This window comes from Bacillus arachidis (assembly GCF_030285945.1).
GTDB lineage: Bacteria > Bacillota > Bacilli > Bacillales > Bacillaceae_G > Bacillus_A > Bacillus_A arachidis.
Genome location: NZ_CP127374.1, coordinates 46735 through 67567, shown reverse-complemented (window position 1 = coordinate 67567; position 20833 = coordinate 46735). Strand labels below are relative to the sequence as shown.

Below are 20833 nucleotides of genomic sequence, written 5' to 3'. Positions count from 1 at the left end.
TATTATAATTATTAAAGAGAAAATACCGAAAACAAACTAAAAGAGTTCAAAAATAAAAATACTCTATAAGAAAGCACTAAATGTGAATTTGAAACAATAAAAACACATTATTTTTCAAGAGCATTTTATTATTAGGAAGCAATGTGAAATCGGAATGGGATTTATTCTAAACAATGATGCTCAGCACAAACAGAATAAAAAAGATGCCTCCTGTCAAAACAGGAAACATCCTTTTTCATAGAATAGTAAAATTTTTAAACTCTTTAAACGAAAGATACTTCCCTTCATTTCTTTTATAAGAATATATTACCTACTTAGTGCTTCAACTAACTTCGCGGTAGTGAAACCAATTATTTTTTCTTCGGTTTCCTTATCATTATCTTTAATGATAAATAACGGGATTCCATCAGCATTATAAGCTTCAAACTCTTTTCTTGCTTGTTCATCTGTTACATCTTTATTAATATAATCGATTCTATTTTCTTCAAACCACTTCTTAGCTTTAACACAAAAACTACAACCATTATGACCATATAAAGTAATTTGTTTATTCATAGCAATTCCCCCTTTTTATTATCCATTTATAAAAGAGAACGCAACTGAAAAAATATCAAAATTTTTATTTAGTAAAACCAAAAGAACACTCTCCAAACATTTAAAATTCCAAATATTTTTTCATATCAACATGATAATATGGGATAATATAGGAAAAAAACACAAAAAACAAAAAGTTATATATACCCATTTTCTATCAGGATGAAAAGTGGGATAATATAGTTGATAGAACTTTTGTTCGGTTTTTTGTGTTGAAAATTTTTATTATTTTGATTTTTCGGCAGTTGATTTCTCTTTTAATAGCGAGGAGGGTATTTTATGAGAGAGAAACAAATTGAGGACTATCTAAAAAAACATAGAAAAAGAATGAACGAGCCTATAGTTCGTAACTTTTTAGAGAAAGATGAAAATTTCAACCTATTCAAAAATGCGATTATTAATCCAACGCTTACAAACAAAAAACTTTTGGACCAATCCTTTAAAGCACATTACAAGCAAGTGAAGGTCTTCAATTACGTAAGTAAACTCATTCATTACTATTCTATCGACTTCGATAAAAAGGTGAATCTTAATAAGCAGAGGAATTTATTAAACCTAGATATTACTGTCGAGGATAACGGCGGCAATCAAGCATCTATACATGATGTTCTAACATCATCTGATGAAGACGAAACATATAATAATGTTATACAAGAGGAAAAGTATTTAAAAAATCACTTGAGTGATGAGGTGTTGCTCTCTGAATTTAATAAGTTATCTAAAAAACAAATTAAAATACTAAATCTGTTTTATTTAAAAGAGTACACCAATAGAGAAATTGCTCAGATGCTTGGTGAGTCTGAACAAACCATTTCTTATAATCACAAAAGTGCAATTAAAAAATTAAAACAAGCAATGAAACTAGAATTGGAGTGAAATGATAATGGAAGATTGTCCAAAGGTTGATTTTGAAGAAATCATAGTAAAGTTCTCCCCAAAAATAAATAAGAGCTTGCGAAATACTCCTATACAAGAAAGAGAAGATCTAGAGCAAGAAATAATGATGAAAATTTACGAAAAAATCCCTTTCCTACAAAATATGTCCGCGCCCACTTTTTTTGATTTTATAGAAAAAAATTAAATCGTTACAAGATTTCCATATGTATTTTTCACTACTTTATCAAAGCCCCACTAAAAACATAGTTTGGGGTTTTTCATTGTCTTATACTTTTTTAATCTCATTTTTGTTAAAGGCGACGCCTGTTGAGAGCCGCCTTCTTAGCTTACAAATAAGCAGATTCCAATTAAAGAAAAGATTTTTATATTCTTTTTTGAATTACTATCTTTTAATTCCTCTTATATAAGAGAATCACAAATTTTACTCTAGGAGGAATTCATTATGTATAACATTGAAAACGGTCGTTACATGACACCAGAAGAGGTTCAAGAAGCATTAAAACAAGCAGCCGAACAAAAAGATTTTCAAAATTTCATTGCCGAGGTATCGATACGTCAACCAATTGATGTTAAGAATCTTGAAGTTAAATTAGGTTACATGTTTGATGTACTTGAAGTAACACCACCTGTTGTGAGTATAGTTAAATCTCTTGTTTTACAAAACAAAGAAGGAAATGTACAATTAAACATTTTAGCATTTAACAAAGCCGGAGATACCGTAGTTAATTACGATTTTAGTGCTGACTACAAAGAAGAAGGATCTGTAAAACAATATACTCTAAATAAGAAACTTGAGGTATCCCAACAACCTACTATTAATATTGCAGCAATCGAGAACATCGGTCAATTTGAAGAATTCGATAACACTGTACCTTACAACGATCCTAACTACACTCCTGGAGAATCTTTAGAGAAATTGAATACTAAAGATATGTCAGTTGATGGATGCTTACCAGGCGGTTATAAACATTGTGGTAAGAACTGTGGTAATGGCGGACGATATGGTGGTGGTACACCAATTAATGGTGTAGATACTTGTTGCCGTGCTCATGACCGTTGTTATGAAATGTTCGGATTTGACAAATGTTCTTGTGACAATACATTTGGTGATTGTGTACGTCCTTATAAAGGTAAATACGCAATGGCAACTGCTATCTTAGCTTGGTTAAGAGTTAAATCTTGCCGTTAATAAGAACACGAAGTAGAGCATTTAAAATCAATGCTCTACTTCTGTTACCTTCTAACAGCCCTTTTTCTAATTACTTGGAGCAGCGTTATTGAATAATTTAAATACTAAAATTAAAAATAGATTTGCTAATGTTATACCGCATAAAAAGAGAGCGGACATAAACTCACCTATTCCATTGTTATATAAAAACAAGGAATAGAAGAAAACCGCTAAAATTACTGAAACAGCAGCTGGAATGAATTTGAAGATTGATCTTAGATGTGATTTTTTAGAAAGAAAAACAGTAGCTAACAATGTTACCGGGAAGAAAAAATACAATATTATCTGCATTATCATCATATTCACCTCCTTTCTAACAGCAAATATATAAATATGATTTTACCATATTTATACATAATTGTGATTTGATAAAATGTCCTATTTATTTATCAATCTATGAGAAAAAATTTGGTTCTGGTGCAAAGATAAAATGAAAATCAGTAAAACGTATATATTCCTAACAGAATTGTACTTTATGCTACAAGTTCAAATAATTGATGGATGAATTCTTTCTGATTTTGGACAGACTGGTCCCGTAAATCAATCTGTTCTTTTTAATCTATGCATAGCTTCTATTCCAGAAAGAATGGATGTAGCTGTGTCAAAGCGTTTGAACCCTAGCATAGAACGGATGCGTTTCTTTATAAAGCGATGATCTTATTCTACTATGTTATTCAAGTACTTTTGTTGTCTAAGTCGCATACCGTTAGGGATGCTTTTTTCTTTTTTTAACTGTTCGCTTGCTATAGGATAAGCTGGATTCTTGTCGACTGTTATAACACGAGTCTTTGAAATATGAAAAGACCGCAAAACTTTCTTAAAAAAGCGCTTTGCGGCTTTCTGATTTCTTGTTTTGCTTAGGCAAAAACCGATTGTACTTCGATTTGAACAAATTTTTCTTTTCCATACCGATTACACATCTTTTTAGAGTAATAGTATCAGTATATCCAAGGTTTAGGGATTACTTGCAAATATGTTCAGTTTTTTGCACCAGAATCCTTTTTACATATGAACATAAAAAGGCCTTGTAAAGTTACTTCATAAGCGAATCTTTAAAAATCGTCTCCAATGTAATAATCTAATTATAAAAGTTCAGTTTCTGCCAATTCTTCTTCGACTTCCACCATAGTTTCATAGTGTTTGGGGAATGTTTCCCAAAAGTTGATAATAGCATTGACGTATTTTTCAAAAGGTGTTTTATCTTGACGCAAAACAATTTCCATATTAGTTGTTAGTTCACGGTCTATCAATAACATTTTTTCGTTTTTTCGATAATTCTCTAGTTCCTTTGGATCTAAAGAATTAATGTATGTTTGTTCTTCCTCTTTAGTTTTGGCCTCGTCATAATAAAAAAAACACGTAGCTTCATTTACAAAGATGTCTTTATTCTGACGATATAAAGTTGTAGCTGAATTTCCATCGCCATGTTTGTAGGTATTAGCAATTTTATTCAATTCATCTATTGTTGACCATGAAGGCGTATTGCCTAAAGGATAGTTTAATGTTTTTAATAATTTTTTAATTTCCCCAAACTTTGTTGCGAATTTTGGCATTTCCTCTTTTGTACGTACACCACTTAAATGATGATTTAGTTCTTTATACAGGAGTTTACGTATTTGCTGTTCAAATACTTGATAGAGGTTTACGAGTGATGAAAAATGAAACTGATATTTCATTAATAAATCTTGTTCTACACGATAACTTGCTTCGGATCCAATTTCTGTATAGTCTAGATCTGCAGGATCGCTACTATAATTATTAATGAGCTCGTTATATATTTCCTCTTGGTATTGATCAAAGCGATCTGTCAAGTTGTTGTAGACCACCTCATTGGTTTTATTATAGGAGCTTAGCATTATTCTGTATAAAGTAATATATGATTTTCGTTCCCATTGATTAAACCATAAGGAAACTTTTACCTCTTCAGTTTTTATATTTGAAGCTTCTCCTTGTTTATGAATACAATGTCGGCACTTGCGGCAATTACATGTACACTCAGTCATAAATACTCATTCCTCCCATTCTTGCTTTCTTTGTTTGCTATTTTTAGCTCAATTGTATCGTATTAGAGATAGCGCTGATACATATTAAACATATATATTTTTAGAATAAAACACACATATATTTCGAAAAATCAGAAATTATAATGTAAAATAAAGGGAAAAGAGATTGGTACAAAGGGGGAAGCGTAATGGGATATTACGTCATTGATCCAGAAACAAATGAAGAAATTCATGTCTCAAAATGGAAAATAAAATATCCAGGGCAAGATGCAATATGTGAAGTTTGTGATAAAAGTATGTATGTAAGAGCTGATGCTACACCAGACAGGGCAGATCATTTCGCACATTATCCTCATTCTAATTGTCCTACAAGTAAAGAGAGTCGCAAAAAATATGAAGATCTTTATCCAACTGAAATAGATGAAGAAAATGCAAAACGAATTAAAAGAGAAGTAGTTGCAAATTTATGGCCAATATATCAAAAATGCAAGGAGATTATGAAAGGGAATCAAAAATCAAATGATGCGTTTTTGTACCAAAAAGAATTTAAGGAAATGATACAAAAAGCAGATGAAAGAAATATTTGGGCATATAAAGGTTTAACATTAAAGTATGTTCCATATGTATTATTAGTAAATTACGGTGTGTTCCCCAAAAGGGGTTCAGCCGAGATACGTGTAAAAATAGGTCATAGACTTACTTTTATTTCCAAAATGATTTGAAATCAGTTTTTTTTTATCCGTTATTTTGCTGTAAAAACTCTTAGTACATCTGATATTTCATTGTTTAACGTATTATCATTCACCCTAATCATACGATTGGAATTAAGTATTTTCAGTAACCGACCAATGGATGATTAGGGTTAACCTATAATAGACAAAGACAGAATCTTTATTGTAAATAGACATAATAAAACCTAGCTATAAGTTCAATAGGTTTTGTTTAGAAATAAAAGTAAGCCTAATACTCAAAATTACATGTATTTGGGCTGTAACCCTAGAAAACCCTTAGCGTACGAAAATCAAGGATTTCACTTCCAAAAAATGTCTTAGCGTGGGTTTTATGTCATTTGGTTGGCGGGACCCTATATATGAATTGTTAGGAATGATGTAAACATCATTCCTTTTTTGATGCATGGCTTAATGACTCAATGAGCGTATTAGATTGGAGTTTTTTAAGCATAGACAACCTAATAAGTACAATTTATTATTAGATAATGGAAATATAGTAATCAAAGAAACGAATCATACAGGAGTGACGAATATTGTCTGATATAAAGGTATCGAGTGATTTAGGTTCATTACAGCAAGATTTATGGAACGCTTCGGTAAAAATGAGAGGAAGCGTAAGCCCAGGTGACTATAAAAAATATGTGTTACCGCTTTTATTTCTTCACGCGTTGAGCGAGAAGTATGAAAATGGTGCGAAAGTAGTATTAGAAGGTAAATTTCAAGAATTTGGTTTAACGTTTGAAGATTTGGAGGCACTTCCAGAAGATGAAAAAAACTTGATGATTCAAGAGGCTTTAGGTGCTGAGAACATTTTTTATATTTCGGAAAAAGCGATGTGGAGTTATATTCGGGCACATAAAAATTCAGATAAGATAAAAACAATCTTGGATGATGCGATGACTGACATCTCTAAAAATAATAAGTCTCTTGAAGGTATTCTTCCACGTATGTATGAACAATCTCCTCTTACAAACGAACAAGTAGGGGGATTGATTGAATTATTTAGCAATGAAATTTTTAATAGCAAAGATGCCGTAGATGTATTAGGGCGCGTGTATGAATATTTCATCACGGAATTTGCTTCTTCTGAAGGGAAACGTGGCGGTGAATTCTTTACGCCTTCTAGTATTGTTAATCTAATTATTCATATTTTAGACCCTCAAGAAGGACGTTTAATGGATCCAGCAGCGGGTAGCGGTGGCATGTTTATTCAATCTGAACGATATGCAGAGAAAAAAGGAAGCCTTTCGTTCATTGGACAAGAGCTCAATCAGTTTAATATTTTGATTGGAAAGATGAATGTATTGCTACATGGTTTAGATGCAGATTTACGTTTAGGGAACTCTTTATTAAACGATCATTTTTCGGATGTGAAAGTGGATTATATTGCGACAAATGTTCCGTTTAATATCAAAGAGTGGGGGGCAAATAAAATTGAAGGTAACGATCCCCGTTTACTAAAGGTACGTGACAGCCAGAATAAAACAGATTCGAATGCTAACTATTTTTGGTTGCAACATATCTGGCACCATTTAAATGATAATGGCAAGGCTGGAGTGGTTTTATCTAATGGTGCACTGACATCCAACTCCAAAGGAGAACGTGAGGTTCGGGAAGCTCTTGTTAGCATGGGGGCAATTGATGCAATCGTTGTATTACCAGCGAAACTGTTTCTCGGTACGCAAATTCCAAGTTGTGTATTTTTCCTGAATAAAAATAAACGTGACAAAGAGAAAATTTTGTTTATGGATCTGCGTAAAATGGGTGTACCAGTAAGCCGTAAAAATATTCAATTTACGCCAGAAGAAATTCAAAAAGTAGCCGACATATATCATGCGTATTCGAACGGTGATGATTCCTATCTAGATGTAGAAGGATTCTGTAAAGTGGTAAACCTTGAAGACGTTCGCCAACAGGATTATAAACTCACCCCAGGTATTTATGTCGGCACAGAGGCAACTGAGGCAGATAATGTGTCGTTTGAAGAGAAAATGAGCACGCTTCAAAGTCTTTTACTCGAGCAATTCGAAGAATCCAATCGCTTGCAGCAAAGAATCAAGCAGAACTTGGAGGGATTGCTGTGAGAGAGGGAGGGATTGCTGTGAGAGAGGGATGGATTGCTGTGAGAGAGGGATGGAGATCTGTTTCTCTTGGGGATCATGTGGATTTGTTAACAGGCTTTCCTTTCAAGAGTAAAATATATACAGATAATCCAGAAGATATCAAATTATTGCGTGGTGATAACATTGCACAACAATATCTTCGCTGGGATAGAGCAAAATATTTGTCACGAGAAGATGAAGCACAATATGAAAAGTTTAGATTGCTGGTTGGTGATGTTGTACTAGCGATGGATCGTCCGTGGATTGAGGCAGGTTTGAAAATCTCAAGAATACAGGATAAGGACCTTCCATCACTACTAGTACAGCGAGTGTCAAGGCTTCGTGGGACAGAGACTTTAGATGAAAGATTTTTGTACTACGTTCTGACTAGCAAGAAATTTACTGAATATGTATTGAGCGTTCAAACAGGTACAGGTGTCCCGCATATAAGTGCTGGTCAAATAAAATCATATAGGTTTCTTATGCCACCATTTTCAATCCAGAGGAAAATTGGAGAAATTCTCGGCTCTTTTGATGATAAAATCGAACTTAATCTTCGCATGAACGAGACACTGGAGCAAATCGCAATGACATTATACAAGCATTGGTTTGTAGATTTTGGTCCATTTCAAGATGGAGAATTCGAAGAGAGCGAGTTAGGGGATATACCAAAGGGCTGGACAGTAGTGGATATAAATTATTTTGGTCAAGTGATTACAGGTAAAACTCCTTCCACTAAAAATAAAAATTATTACAATGGAGAAATACCGTTTATTAAAATTCCTGATATGCATGGACAAACGTATGTTTTAAATACTGAAAGTACATTAAGTGAAATGGGCGCAGAATCACAAAAAACAAAGTATCTTCCTGAAAATTCGATTTGTGTTAGCTGTATAGCGACGGTTGGTTTAGTATCATTGGTTTATAGGACTTCACAAACAAATCAGCAAATAAATTCAGTCATTCCTTTAAGAGATTACTATACTTTTTATTTATACTTAGTTTTGAAGGAAAAAAAGGAAGATTTGCTTACGTTGGGGTCAAGTGGAACAACGACACTGAATGTTAATAAAACTACATTTTCTAAAATGAATGTGATATTACCAACAGAGAAAGAACTAAAAGATTTTCATATAAAAATGAAGGGAATCTTTGATTTAATTTTAGCTAACCAGGAACAAATTCAAGAACTACAAAACGTTCGTGATTTTTTACTCCCGCGTTTATTATCAGGTGAAATTCCTATCTAATCCGTAAGGTGTTCCTTACGGATTTTTTAGTTTAGCTCACTTGAATATTTTGGTATTATATTTATATATAGACATGCAAGATTATAAAGGGGGACGGAAATGAGTAAACGAAACGAAAGTACGTTGGAGTATAAGATATTGGATATGCTCGAAGAAGAGGGCTATCAACGTATGAACAGTACTGAATTTCATTGGAAGTATCGTGAACAAATTCTGTTGAGAGATCGATTTTTAGGGTATATAGAGCGAAAGTATCCTGAAATCCCCAACAGTGAACATCAGCGTGTTCTCAATATCTATGAAAATATAACTGGTTTTGATGTGATGGAACGAAACGTGGCGTTCCACCGCCTTTTAACCAAAGGAGAGTATTTTCATTGGGAGGAAAATGGTGAAAAAAAGAGTGTTTTATTTTATCCTGTGGATTGGGATGATCAGGAAAATGATTGGCTTGTGGTAAATCAATGGTCGATTACAGGAGTAACCAACCGTCGTCCTGACGTTGTCATTTTTTTGAATGGTCTGCCGATTATTATGATGGAATTGAAAAATCCATACAATGAAAACGTGACAATTGAAGAAGCATATCAACAAATGAAAAACTATACACATCAAATTCCAAGACCGTTCACTTATCAAGTATTTTCTGTAATTTCGGATGGTATAAGCACGAAGCACGGAATGATTCAGCATGCTTATGAATTTTTTGCAGAGTGGAAGAGTATAGACGGAAAGACAATTGAAAATAATCCACTCCGTTCGGCTTCCACTTTGGTACATGGACTATTGAATCGAAAACGGTTATTACTCTATATCCGAAACTTCGTTATGTTCTTAGAAACAAAAGGAAAACGAGTCAAAATTGGTGCAAAGTATCATCAATTTTATGGGATGTTAAAGGCGTATGAGAAAATCAAAGAGAGCTATGTACATAAGAAAAAGAAAATTGGCGTTGTGTGGCATACACAGGGTTCAGGTAAAAGTATCTCCATGGTCTTTTTAGCGCATTTGTTATTAAAGGATGCATCATTGAAAGCCCCTACCATCGTTGTACAGGTGGATCGAATCGATTTAGATGATCAACTATATGAAACATTCCTACAAGCGCGTGAACTAGTGCCTGATATCTTACAAGCACAGGGGACGGAAGAGTTGCGATATGAACTCCGTAACGCAGTCGGAAAAGTAATATTTACCACAATTGAAAAATTTCGTCTAAAAGAAGTTGAAGGGACAGAAGGCAAGGTCAAAGAAGAGGAACACCCTTTAATTTCTGAGGCTGATAATATCATCATTTTTGCAGATGAAGCACATCGTACACAATATGGTGGATACGGAGATAATATGAAAAAAGCACTCCCAAATGCCATGCGAATTGCGTTCACAGGAACCCCGATTGATGCCATTGGACGCAGTACAACAGCGGAATTTGGAGAATTAATTGATGTGTACGATATGGAACAGGCAGTACAAGACGGAGCAACGGTACCTATCTATTATTTGTCTAGGCATATTCCTCTTAATCTTGATAATCAATCATTTGAAGAAGAGTTAAGAGAATTACTTGCTGAAAATGATACGGATGAAGATGCATTTTGGAAGAAACATCGTGTGCAGTGGAAATTGCTAGAGAAAATTACAGGTCATCCTAACAGGCAAAAAGAACTTGCTGAAAATATTGTGGCGCATTTTAATGAGAACGCCTCTTCTTTTGCAAAAGGTATGATTGTCTGTATGTCACGTCAAAATGCAGTTTCTCTTCTTAACATCATGAGAGCATTGCCAAATGCACCACAAGTCGAAATTATCATTTCGGGGAGTATCGCAAAAGATAATGAAGCGTGGTATAAAGTCCCTGATGATCAAACGTATCCTATCGTTAAGAGCAAAGAGCAGCAAGATGAGATTAAACAACGTCTGCGAGATCCAGAAGATCCACTTAAAATGATTATCGTTTGTGATATGTGGTTAACAGGATTTGATGCAAAACCTGTAACGTATCTGTATGTTGATAAGCCGATGAAAGGCCATAACTTAATGCAAGCCGTGGCACGTGTGAACCGTTTATTTCCAGATAAAACGGGCGGTGTAATTGTGGACTATATTCATATTTCAGAAGCTTTAAAACAAGCGACTAAGCGATATACGGAACATGGTGGCGAAGGTCAAATTGCTGAGGACCTTCACGCTGCTTTGGAAAAATTTCAAAGTAAATGGACAGAATTTCATTCCTATATTCATGATTTTTGGAACGAGGAAGATACGAGGCAATATTTGTCCCTGAAGGGACAAGAAAAAGAAGATGGAGAAATCCAGTTTGTAAACGGTTTTTTAAATGTTCTGTACGAAGAAGAAGCGAAATTACGTTATTTCACTCTTGAAAAACAATTATATCAGCTTTTTGTACTTGTAAAATCTTTAGAAGAAGTTGAATCATACAAATCTACAGTGTACTTCTATCGAGAAATCACTTCACAGCTACGGAAAATCCTGTATTACAAAGGTGGGACTTCTCAACACGATTTAGTTAAAGCGATGGAAGGGTTGATGGATAAACATATCGAGGCAACGGGTACGGTAGATTTGTTAAAGGCACTTGGAATTGAAGCGATGGATGTAAGCATTTTGAATGAGACATTTTTAGCAAGTGCAAAAGAAGATCCTACGATTAATACGAAGGGGCGATTATTGCAACGTTTGTTGCAAGATGAAGTAGAAAGTAAGATTCCAAACGGGGAAGGGAAATCGAACCTACAGAAAAAACTGCAGCGTCATATTGACCAATATAATAAGGGTATGATTGATGCTGTTCAGTTTTTAGAGCTATTGAAGAAAATGAAGGAAGAGTTTGAGAAGGAGAGAGACTTGTATAAAGACTTCGAACTGACTGATGACGAAATGATGATTCTAAATGTATTGACTGAGATGAAGGACGAAATTTTTACAATTCCGTTTTTAGCTGAACTCACAAAGGCAGTTGTAAAAGAAATCAAAGGTCGACTAGATTTAGATTGGACTAAGCCGCATAAGGCTAGCATCTATAGTGGCATTTCCTTTGCCATTCGTGCAACACTTTTGCGACACCAAATCAAGGGTGAACAGTTGCGATTTTACTCAGAGCGCATTCTGGATGCGGCAAAAGAATGTTACGAAAATTGGGGAGAAAATGAACGTAGCTCTTCATAATTAAGAAACGGTTAGAGCGCCAAGTAAAAGTTTGTTACTTTTACTTGGCGCTTTCTGTATTAGAGGTCACCATACATGCCCATCAACTTAAGAAATTGGTTGTTCCCCAAAACCAAAAAATGAGCCGAATTCTCATAAATGACTGTAAAATAATAAAATTTTCGTTTTGAGGACACTTTAAAATACTAACTTGATAAGCCCAGTACCAGCGTAGCTACGATTGAGGGCAAAGTAATTTATTTTGTAACAAAAATGAACGTTTATGTCGCAAATATCATCGAAAAATAACGTTTGGTAAAAAATGTATTGCTATGACCTGTTTTTACACGTATCTCGGCTGTACCCCCAAAAAGGACAAACGCAAGAGAAAAATTCATTTTGTATTTGATTTTCTTATGAGTAATTATGATGATTTATGGATAAATCCTAAAGTAAAACAAAAAATATGGCGTGTATATCCAGATGAACATAACTCTATTGAAAAAGAGGATATCAATTGGAACACTTATGGATTAGAACCAGATTATTTTATAAATTATATTATGGATATCGACAATGAAATATTGGAAGGTAAAAAAGTCCTGTCTTGATAGGGCTTTTTTGATTTGTCGAAAAAATACGAAAGAAAAATAAGAAATAAACTTGATTTAGGTAACTTAAATATTTACAATAAAAGTAACTTAAATCAAGAAAGGAGCTAAAATGCAAAAACATGGAGGTAAAAGAGAAGGCGCTGGTCGCCCATCTCTTGGAATTACTAAAAAAGTTTCCATCACTTTACCAGAAGAAGCCTGGAAACGTATTGAAGATAGCGAAAAACCCTATTCACAGTTCTTTAGGGATGTAACGCTAAAAGAATTGAAAAAGTAAAAGTATATAAGAAAAAGCCCTTCCCAGGTCTGCCAACTTAGTAAGGACTTTTTCAAAACCTATAAACTTTGATTCAAGAAAGGATGAATTGTGTTGACAAACCCCTTTTTAAAAATCAAAAGTGGTGAGTTAATTTTAACACAACCCCACCACAAATTTAAATCCTCGAAAAAATTTTACTCATTTGTTTCAGAAAATTACAAAAATTAAATCGTTATTTCGGTATTGAAGAAAATGTTTCCAATCAGATTTGGTTTTATGGTTTCTTTGCAACCTCAATTTTTATGATGCTTTTCACCTACTTATTTTCGGGTATCCTATATGGATTTTAGAGGGAAACCATATGGAAGAAAGGTTGTTTTTAAAACAATTCCTCTAGAAAGGAGATAAAACATTGATTCAATCAATAAAGAATACCCTGCAATTTGTTGGTTTGGTCCTAATTAGTGCGTTGATTGCTGTTAGCTTAGTAAATTAGTGCTTTAGGAAAGGAGTAATCACATGGAGGATTACAAATGTAGAGCGTGCGAAGAGATTGCCGCGGAAGGCTTTGCTTTAGGAAGACTCTGTTATTACTGCATTGAAGAGGTCGTAATTTACATGAAAAAACAGATAGAAAATGACAAAGAAGCTTCTTGTCAGCATGAAGATAATCAAACAATCGAAATCAAAGGGACAGATGAATCTATTACGATTTGCCATGATTGTGGGAAAGAATTGTAAAACAAGGGAGGCAAGAAAAATGAAAATTGGTGTATCTGTATGGAGAGTTCTTTGCAAAGAAACAAAGTTGAAATTACTTCAAAATGCAATGCAAGAAACTAAAAGCCGCTTTACAAACAAATAGCCCTTTCTATTGCTATGAAGTAACAGAAAGGGGAAGTGTGATGAGTGATCGTATTGGTGAAGGGCATAAGAAATAATAAGCCTTCAAAAATATTTTAGCATGTTTATTTAAGAAATAAAGGGAGAATTGAATGTGATGAAAACAGTCCAATTGTTGAAAAGTGAAGAAATTGAAATCGGTACAACTGATAAAAAAGCTAACAAATTAAGACAGTCTGATTTTGTTATTACAAAAAATGATTTTGAAGGTATTAGTATCTGTTAAATCTTATACAACAGTATTACAAAAGAGTTTGTGGCCATGAGTTCTTCTAATTGGTGGATACCATATCATGATCTATCTGTCGCAACAGAAAGGCTAGATTATGTAATTGCAAAAGAGTTTTTGGGGTTAGAAAAATGCGGTACATATTGGGGGAAGAATCAGACACCATTTACTAGAATGCTAGTTGAATATTTTAACCCTGTTGAGGAATCCACTTTTATTTTAGAGAAATTAGGAAGGCAATATGATGATCTCTTTAGTGTAAAAAGAAAATGGTTGCTGGTACCTAACAGTGAACAAGAAAATATATAGTGAATATCGTCTGGGAGTAGCCGCCTGTTTAGCCGCTGTTGATACTGTAAGACATAAGAAGTAGGGATTCGATTTTAAGGGAGAAATACAAATTAAAATGATAAAATGGGGGAATTAAAATGTTACATGCAGTTATGCAAGAGCAGAATTATTGGAAAGGCCAAAAACAGAAATTCCGAAAAAACAATAAGAAGTTATTAATTTCATTAGAACCACATTTGTATAAAAGACTGGAAGAGTTCGTATTGTATAACGAAAAGTTAGATCAAATTGCATCGGAGTTAGTAACAGAGGGCTTAGATTATATTTATGTAGAGGATGTACCTGTAAGGCAATCTCATGCTTTTCAACATTTTGTAGAAATTGAATTATCACTATTTCAACAAAAACTCTTACAACAATTAGCGCTTAAACGAGGATGTTCAGCAAGAAAAATGGCATATACAGTATTACATTTCATGTTAAAGACAAAGTAAAAGAATCCAACATTTAATGAAGGATTCTCATACCAGGTGTTCGTTGGCAAATAGCTTCACCAAAGGAATTGAGTCTAGACCACTCAATTCCTTTTTTATGTTATACCCATTTCCACTGAGATTTCAAGAAAAAATATATAATGAGTATGAATGTTCATAAAAGAATTCTATTTTGTTTTTTCATGAATCTGAAAATCAAATTATCTAATTCTTGGCTTAATAAAAGCACTTTTTCATGATTCATACCATATTTGATAGCAAGTTGAATTAATTCATTCTTTTTGTCTTCTATCAAACTATGCAACAGTGTTAATTCCATTTGTAAACTCCTTTATACATATCGTTTTAATAAGAAAAATATTCAAATATAAAAACAAGACCGTTAACGACGGTCTTGTCTTAAATGTTCCTATTCAAGTGAATAACTCTAATAAAGAGAATACACTAAAAATTATTTTATTTAAATAGGAAAACCCTAAAAAATTGAATAAATATCATTTTTTACTAATACAAAACCTGTTTTTTAGGTATTCTGTACAATTTCCTTGCTCACATCAACAACAACTGTCACATAGATATGTCTAGGTTTTATCTTTTTTGCAGCTTGATAGGCTGCGTATCCAGATAACACTTGATATCGTTTAGAGTTATCTGCTCGTTTAACAATAATCTTTTCTGAGAACGTCTTATTTGCCTCATAGTATTGAACTTGTTTTTTAACTCCTTCCGCTTCAATACTTGCTTTCTGTGTATCTGATAATGCCCTGATTCTATCCATCCGCATTTCTGTGGTTGGATGGTAAACTCGAAATGTATTTTCTTTAATAGTAATTTGAGAGGAGAATTTTGTAGGAATACATCTCCCTCCTTCATTTAGTCTTACTTTATATATAGTGCCTTCTTTTGAAATATGAACTTCTTTACATACTTGTTTCTTGTCCCATGACCAGTACATACGATATGTTTCTTAGTGATTTACAAGTGCAAATTGAGAATGAAACTCTTGAAAATACGATAGCATTTCCTGTTCTGTAGAAAATAAATTTTGTTGAAGAAGCTCTTGTTGTAACTGATCTTTCACTTCTCTAATTAAAAATGTTGTTCCATTCTTGCAATCTGGACAAACAATTTCCATTTTGGATTGTATTTTTTTGATAGACACTACCCGCTTATCACACCGTTGACCACACTTTTGACAAACTCCATCGTATTTTGCATGTAGTTGTTCTATACGCTTGGATACAGTGGATTTAGCTTTTGAAGCTATTTTTGTTGTTTTTTCCTCACGTATTTCAGCTTCTTTTTTTTCCTGTTTCTGTTGTAAATGAGAGCGATATTTAATATGGGCAGGAGCGAAAGTATACACCTCTTCAGGAGTGTGGTCCATTGTTCCTTCCATTATAATTTCATTTGCATCAGCTAACGAATCTCCGGCCTCTGCGATCATCTGTAATAATTGGTTCCATTGTTCTGGACAAATTAGTGCTGTTACTTTAACTGAACGTTCTTCTTTATTAATACATGTCGTTTGCTTCGTAAAATCATGGAATTCTATTGCAAATAGATATTCTGGATCATGAGCTAAATGACGAATATGAGAAGGCTGACCTTTTACTGTAAGTTGAATCACCTTGTTCTCCTCCTTTTATGTTTTATCTTGGCGATAAACTAAAAGATTCTGTATGTAGCATCCAATATATGGGCTATATAGTCATCTTATCATAAGTGAAAGAAAATTTTGAATATTACCATTAAGATGTAATTTTTTATTTAATTAGACAACATTTGAAAGTGCATATTAGACAATCAACAACGAATATTCATTATCAAAGAAATTATCAAGGTAAATACCGAGTTTATAACCAAAGAATCTATCATGATAGCACTATCAAAAGAAATCACTTATTTCTGTATGTTTGTAGGCGTTTTTGAGTCGTGTTTATAAAGGGAGGGAAGGTAATGAACAGCAAGATGGAAACAGAAGAAACATGCGATTATTGTAAATGTCTTTTATCAGCTTGGTTATATTGGGAGTATCGGGGAAAGAAATATTGCTCTGAATCTTGTTCACAGTTTGATAAACATTAAAGGAGCTAAGATTATGTTCTCTAAAAAAGAAGTAATCCCATTTCGTTCATTTATGGATCAGTCTTATAAAAGAAAAAAATCTGTACATTTATACAGTATTGGCGTAATCAGTCCATTTTCCTTTTTTCATATGTCACAACCTATTGCGAATACGTATATGGCGCTTGGCATCTTAGGAGGCGTGACAATTGGTGCTGTATTGTTGGAAAAATACCTGATACGAAACAATCATGTATTTTCAGCAAAGCTCGTTTCAGACGGTCTATATTATGGGATGAAGCTTGGTGGAATGGGATTGATTGGTTATGTATTGATTCGTATTTTCATCATGCTATAGGGGGGAGAAACAGTGAAAGAGTGGTTAAAAAAGCGAAAATATAGATATCAATTAGAGGAGGTATTCAAGAAAGCAAAGCTATTTGAGGAACATGTCACAAGGGGTGGGAAAATACCTATATACCCTAAAATTCATGATGTGTTTGAAGAAAAAGAAAGTGTACGATACACTTTCACCTTGCCTAATGGCGTAGATCCAGCTCAAATTCAAAAGAAATGGTTTTGTTTTCAACAGATTCTAGGGAAAAACCTAATGATTGAGGGAGATATTAAGAAGTTTGTACTCCATGTGTTTCATTCTCACGCTGGTTTAAAGCAATATACGTATCGCTATAAACAATGGTTGCCATTATTGAAGAATTGTCGATTACCAGTCGTAGTTGGAAGAAATCAGTTTGGTAAGAAGATTGTGTACGATATGGTGGATGCAAATACACCGCATTTATTAATTGCTGGGCAAACCGGAAGCGGAAAAAGCAGCATGGTACGTGTTGTTTTGTCTACATTGATACAATACATGTCACCAGAGCGACTTCATTTGTACTTAGGGGACCTCAAAAATTCAGAGTTTCATTTTTTAAGGAGAGTGAAACATGTAAAAGAAGTCTGTATGGAAGATCATGAAATGGCAAACATGTTATCTAAGCTATGGAAAGAAATATTGCATAGAAGGAAGTTAATGGAGGAATATGAACTGGGGCATATCGATGAATACAATCAAATAACGACGAAAGAACAACTTCCTTATATTTTAATCGCGATTGATGAGGTAGCAATGCTACAAGATGAAAAGGAATGTATCACCACGATAGAAAAAATATCAGCTGTTGGTCGATCACTTGGCATCTTTCTCATGTTAAGTATGCAACGTCCAGACGCAAAAATACTGGATGGTAAATTAAAGCTCAATATGACTGTACGAATGGGATTCAAATGTGCAGATGCGATTAATAGTAACATTGTAGGAACGCCAGGGTCAGAAAGCCTAGAACAATCTGGCCAAATGATTTTGAAGTTAGATGGTATAAGGAAGGTGCAAGCCCCTTTCTTGGCCTTAGCTCTAGCGAAAGAGATTGTAGAACCGTATCGTTTATCCAAAGAACAAAATGCTGTAAATGAAGACTTGGAGAGCCAAACACAAGAAGTATTTGGAGTGTTAGAAGATGACAACGAATAGAGATAAACAGATTCTAAGCCATTTACATCAGTTCCGCTGCATGTCACGAGATGATATTATCGATCTTCATTTTAAACACTTAAAGAATGCGGTAACTTGCTGTAATACAGTCATGAAACGCTTATGTCGTGAAGAATACGTTGATGTAGACACTTCACAGCGTCCATATATATATTTCCCCTATCCAAGTCCTATCCGTAAAAATAGTCAAAAGATCTGGCATTTTTTAGCCATTTTAGATGTGTATAAACAATTATTAAAGGTAGAAAAACCGAAAGTATTCCAAGTAGAACCGAAATATAAAAAAGGATATATGGAGCCAGATATCTTTACGATTTGGCGAAATAGTCCATTCTGTATTGAAGTACAAAAATCAATTTATAGCAAGGCTGTTATGCAAACCAAGATAAACCGCTATGAAGCCTATTTTCGTAGCATGGAGTGGCAAAAAGAATCCTGGCAGCCCAAACATACCACTGTATTTCCTTCCCTTCTCATTCTCACAGACTCTCAATATCCTATCTCAAGTTCTAATTTCCGTATTTTTCAAGCCTCTTCTATACAGGATTTTCTTGAACAAGTGAAACCAAAGGCAAAACCAATTTCTGTGCAAGTTGGATCATCAAGAAAACAATTATAATAGTGAAGAAAAGCACAAGATTTTATTTCTTGTGCTTTTTACATGTCCCAGAAGTCATTTATTTTTGCATGAGGATCAACTTTCCTTATAGAATTTAATATTTTTTTCATAATCTCTGGTTTTGGTATATAAGAGGTGTCTCTACATGCTTTACTTATAGTTTTGGTAGATACTTTGGATTTTTTTGCTAACTCTTGTTGTTCAATGCCTTGTCGATCTAACCATTTTTTTAGATTAGTTCTTTTATCGCGAAAAAACATTTTTCTCACTCCCATATCCATAATTTTTTATTTACAATTATGGACAGGAAAATGAACCTATATACACTTCAATTTACCTTGGGGTTATTTTAAATATGAAAAAATGAGATTAATAGATTATTCACACGAACGATTTATTGATATTTTCTCTTGGAATGAGGTATACATACAATGCAAAGATTTGACTTACGCATCATACAACAAATCTTTGCAAAGCGGTTTCCAAAAAAAGTCCGCCACACTCCATTCATTGTTAATAGAAGTAATGGCACATTTATTTTACTTGTATAAAGAAAAGTCAACAGAAAGCGGGATGGAATAAACAAATAATGGATATTCTAATTCTCGTTAGTTATCTTAAAACATTTGATGGAGTGAAAAATATGATTGGCTTATTAGTAGTTTTAGGATGTACACTTTTGTTTTTCTTTTTAGCTCAAATTACAACATCTTCATCCACATATCATCCAAATCATGATTTACAAAGGAAAAAATGTGCCAATAAACTAGAAAAACGCGTATATGATACATTGCGTTATAAAGGATATTATCCAATTGTACAGTATAAAGTATCAAATACACGTTATAAATTAGATTTTGCTTTCTTTTCCCCGTTTGGTGTAAAAATCGATTTAGAAGTTGATGGACCATTCCATCGGACACCAGAAGGAATAAAACGGGATCGAACACGTGATAAATATATGAAAGCAAATGGATGGAAAATCATTCGCATCACAGATATTGAATTAAAGAACGATTTCGAAAAACAGATATTATTAGTTGAAGCCACATTAAATGAATATGAGATATATCCATCTAAAAAAGAGACATTTGTTTTATCAGAACAAGAATAAACATCATTTAATTTTTATTTAAACTACAAACCATATATAAATTCCCACTAGAAATTAGTACAATGGTACTATAGTACAAGTGTAGCAACACTATAGTGGAGGTGATGATATGGAGAAGAATGATGATGTTGTAAGTGAAGTGCATTTGAAAACAATAGATGTCTCCCGTATCACCAATTTAGCGGAAAGTACAATTAGAAAATATAGTTTAGAATTAGAAAAACAAGGGTATCAGTTCAATAAAGATGGCGATACACGACTGTATCACGCGGATGATGTGACGGTTTTTAATACTTTGAAGGAGATTAGGGGAAAAACAAAGGTTTCTTTGAGTCATGCTGTCACTGTGTTGATGACACAGCAAAATCGTGCGATACAGGGTGTGGCGGCTTCGGAGGTTGCTGTGACAAGGGTTCATGGTGAAGAGGAGCGACACGCGATACAAGTTGTATCACAGGAAATGCAAAGTTTTTTCGAAGATATAAGAACTCAATTTATAAGTTTTCGAAAAGAACTTGAGATGGAACGTCAAAGTAATGAACTTGTTCGGAAAGAGCTCGAAACAGAGCGTAAACGGAACCAGGATTTAGAGGAAAAACTGGATGGTATTATGGCAGAATTAGAAAAGCTTAATGCTAAAACAGATAGTTCTAATACCGAACCTAAAAGGAAGAAGTTATTTGGGTTATTTTAAACTTATACAAAACAAAAAGAG

At 33.7% G+C, this 20833-nt stretch carries 23 protein-coding genes and 2 pseudogenes; 17 read left to right on the top strand and 8 right to left on the bottom strand.

From position 1 onward, the window contains the following. Positions 1-306 precede the first annotated feature (306 nt). Positions 307-555 carry a glutaredoxin family protein gene (locus tag QRY57_RS01530; protein WP_286015249.1) on the bottom strand — a complete coding sequence of 83 codons (249 nt, stop codon included), beginning with the start codon at positions 553-555 and terminating at the stop codon, positions 307-309. A 318-nt stretch (positions 556-873) separates the two neighbouring features. Between QRY57_RS01530 and QRY57_RS01525 the strand changes: the two genes are divergently transcribed. The 3 genes from QRY57_RS01525 to QRY57_RS01515 all read left to right on the top strand — a co-directional run bounded on the left by QRY57_RS01525 (position 874) and on the right by QRY57_RS01515 (position 2680). Next, positions 874-1470, top strand: coding sequence for a sigma-70 family RNA polymerase sigma factor (locus tag QRY57_RS01525; RefSeq protein ID WP_286015248.1), 597 nt, complete (start codon positions 874-876; stop codon positions 1468-1470). 7 nt (positions 1471-1477) lie between these two features. Beyond that, a complete protein-coding gene (locus QRY57_RS01520; protein ID WP_286015247.1) occupies positions 1478-1675 on the top strand; it encodes a hypothetical protein in 198 nt (65 codons plus the stop codon). 258 nt (positions 1676-1933) lie between these two features. Next, positions 1934-2680: a phospholipase A2 family protein gene (locus tag QRY57_RS01515; protein ID WP_286015246.1), complete on the top strand. Its 747-nt coding sequence runs from the start codon at positions 1934-1936 to the stop codon at positions 2678-2680. A 66-nt stretch (positions 2681-2746) separates the two neighbouring features. Here QRY57_RS01515 and QRY57_RS01510 read toward each other — a convergent pair whose 3' ends face one another. The 3 genes and pseudogenes from QRY57_RS01510 to QRY57_RS01500 form a co-directional block, all read right to left on the bottom strand. Further along, the gene (locus QRY57_RS01510) at positions 2747-3019 is read right to left on the bottom strand and encodes a hypothetical protein (protein ID WP_286015245.1); all 273 of its coding nucleotides are present in this window, start codon (positions 3017-3019) and stop codon (positions 2747-2749) included. 173 nt (positions 3020-3192) lie between these two features. Beyond that, positions 3193-3601: pseudogene (locus QRY57_RS01505) on the bottom strand (DDE-type integrase/transposase/recombinase); the annotation flags it as partial. Between the two features lie 200 nt (positions 3602-3801). Continuing rightward, entirely contained in the window at positions 3802-4722 is a 921-nt protein-coding gene (locus tag QRY57_RS01500; RefSeq protein ID WP_286015244.1) for a hypothetical protein, read from the bottom strand. 188 nt (positions 4723-4910) lie between these two features. On the opposite strand from QRY57_RS01500, the gene QRY57_RS01495 reads away from it, so the two are divergent. The 9 genes and pseudogenes from QRY57_RS01495 to QRY57_RS01455 all read left to right on the top strand — a co-directional run bounded on the left by QRY57_RS01495 (position 4911) and on the right by QRY57_RS01455 (position 14763). Continuing rightward, entirely contained in the window at positions 4911-5444 is a 534-nt protein-coding gene (locus QRY57_RS01495; protein WP_286015243.1) for a competence protein CoiA family protein, read from the top strand. Positions 5445-5986: 542 nt separating this feature from the next. Next, on the top strand, positions 5987-7537 hold the full coding sequence (locus QRY57_RS01490) for a type I restriction-modification system subunit M (protein WP_349775660.1): 1551 nt from the start codon (positions 5987-5989) through the stop codon (positions 7535-7537). Between the two features lie 17 nt (positions 7538-7554). Continuing rightward, entirely contained in the window at positions 7555-8808 is a 1254-nt protein-coding gene (locus QRY57_RS01485) for a restriction endonuclease subunit S (protein ID WP_286015242.1), read from the top strand. Between the two features lie 99 nt (positions 8809-8907). After that, positions 8908-11994, top strand: a complete 3087-nt coding sequence (locus tag QRY57_RS01480; RefSeq protein WP_286015241.1) for a type I restriction endonuclease subunit R — start codon at positions 8908-8910, stop codon at positions 11992-11994. A 702-nt stretch (positions 11995-12696) separates the two neighbouring features. Further along, a complete protein-coding gene (locus QRY57_RS01475; protein WP_023441362.1) occupies positions 12697-12864 on the top strand; it encodes a hypothetical protein in 168 nt (55 codons plus the stop codon). Between the two features lie 161 nt (positions 12865-13025). Beyond that, positions 13026-13196 (top strand): DUF3961 domain-containing protein, encoded by a 171-nt coding sequence (locus QRY57_RS27065; RefSeq protein WP_432804048.1) that lies wholly within the window; start codon positions 13026-13028, stop codon positions 13194-13196. A 169-nt stretch (positions 13197-13365) separates the two neighbouring features. After that, positions 13366-13587 (top strand): hypothetical protein, encoded by a 222-nt coding sequence (locus QRY57_RS01465; RefSeq protein WP_286015240.1) that lies wholly within the window; start codon positions 13366-13368, stop codon positions 13585-13587. 259 nt (positions 13588-13846) lie between these two features. After that, a pseudogene (locus QRY57_RS01460) lies at positions 13847-14351 on the top strand (hypothetical protein). 55 nt (positions 14352-14406) lie between these two features. After that, positions 14407-14763 (top strand): hypothetical protein, encoded by a 357-nt coding sequence (locus QRY57_RS01455; protein WP_286015239.1) that lies wholly within the window; start codon positions 14407-14409, stop codon positions 14761-14763. 154 nt (positions 14764-14917) lie between these two features. Here the strand turns inward: QRY57_RS01455 and QRY57_RS01450 are convergent, their stop codons facing one another. The 3 genes from QRY57_RS01450 to QRY57_RS01440 form a co-directional block, all read right to left on the bottom strand. Then, positions 14918-15082 carry an aspartyl-phosphate phosphatase Spo0E family protein gene (locus tag QRY57_RS01450; RefSeq protein WP_286015238.1) on the bottom strand — a complete coding sequence of 55 codons (165 nt, stop codon included), beginning with the start codon at positions 15080-15082 and terminating at the stop codon, positions 14918-14920. Positions 15083-15286: 204 nt separating this feature from the next. Next, complete coding sequence (locus QRY57_RS01445) at positions 15287-15718, bottom strand: hypothetical protein (protein WP_286015237.1); 432 nt, start codon at positions 15716-15718, stop codon at positions 15287-15289. Positions 15719-15730: 12 nt separating this feature from the next. Further along, positions 15731-16393 carry a hypothetical protein gene (locus tag QRY57_RS01440; RefSeq protein ID WP_286015236.1) on the bottom strand — a complete coding sequence of 221 codons (663 nt, stop codon included), beginning with the start codon at positions 16391-16393 and terminating at the stop codon, positions 15731-15733. 471 nt (positions 16394-16864) lie between these two features. Here QRY57_RS01440 and QRY57_RS01435 point away from each other — a divergent pair, with 471 nt between their 5' ends. From QRY57_RS01435 to QRY57_RS01425, 3 genes are read left to right on the top strand one after another with little or no spacing between them, the layout of a single operon-like run. Continuing rightward, positions 16865-17188, top strand: a complete 324-nt coding sequence (locus QRY57_RS01435; RefSeq protein ID WP_286015235.1) for a hypothetical protein — start codon at positions 16865-16867, stop codon at positions 17186-17188. A 12-nt stretch (positions 17189-17200) separates the two neighbouring features. Continuing rightward, on the top strand, positions 17201-18364 hold the full coding sequence (locus QRY57_RS01430) for an FtsK/SpoIIIE domain-containing protein (RefSeq protein WP_286015234.1): 1164 nt from the start codon (positions 17201-17203) through the stop codon (positions 18362-18364). Further along, positions 18351-19004: a replication-relaxation family protein gene (locus QRY57_RS01425; protein ID WP_286015233.1), complete on the top strand. Its 654-nt coding sequence runs from the start codon at positions 18351-18353 to the stop codon at positions 19002-19004. Before QRY57_RS01430 ends, QRY57_RS01425 begins: the two co-directional genes overlap by 14 nt. A 38-nt stretch (positions 19005-19042) precedes the next feature. Here the strand turns inward: QRY57_RS01425 and QRY57_RS01420 are convergent, their stop codons facing one another. Further along, positions 19043-19264: a helix-turn-helix domain-containing protein gene (locus tag QRY57_RS01420; RefSeq protein ID WP_286015232.1), complete on the bottom strand. Its 222-nt coding sequence runs from the start codon at positions 19262-19264 to the stop codon at positions 19043-19045. Positions 19265-19647: 383 nt separating this feature from the next. Here QRY57_RS01420 and QRY57_RS01415 point away from each other — a divergent pair, with 383 nt between their 5' ends. Continuing rightward, positions 19648-20118 (top strand): endonuclease domain-containing protein, encoded by a 471-nt coding sequence (locus QRY57_RS01415; RefSeq protein ID WP_286015295.1) that lies wholly within the window; start codon positions 19648-19650, stop codon positions 20116-20118. Positions 20119-20227: 109 nt separating this feature from the next. Further along, the gene (locus tag QRY57_RS01410; protein ID WP_286015231.1) at positions 20228-20812 is read left to right on the top strand and encodes a hypothetical protein; all 585 of its coding nucleotides are present in this window, start codon (positions 20228-20230) and stop codon (positions 20810-20812) included. The last annotated feature ends 21 nt before the right edge of the window (positions 20813-20833 follow it).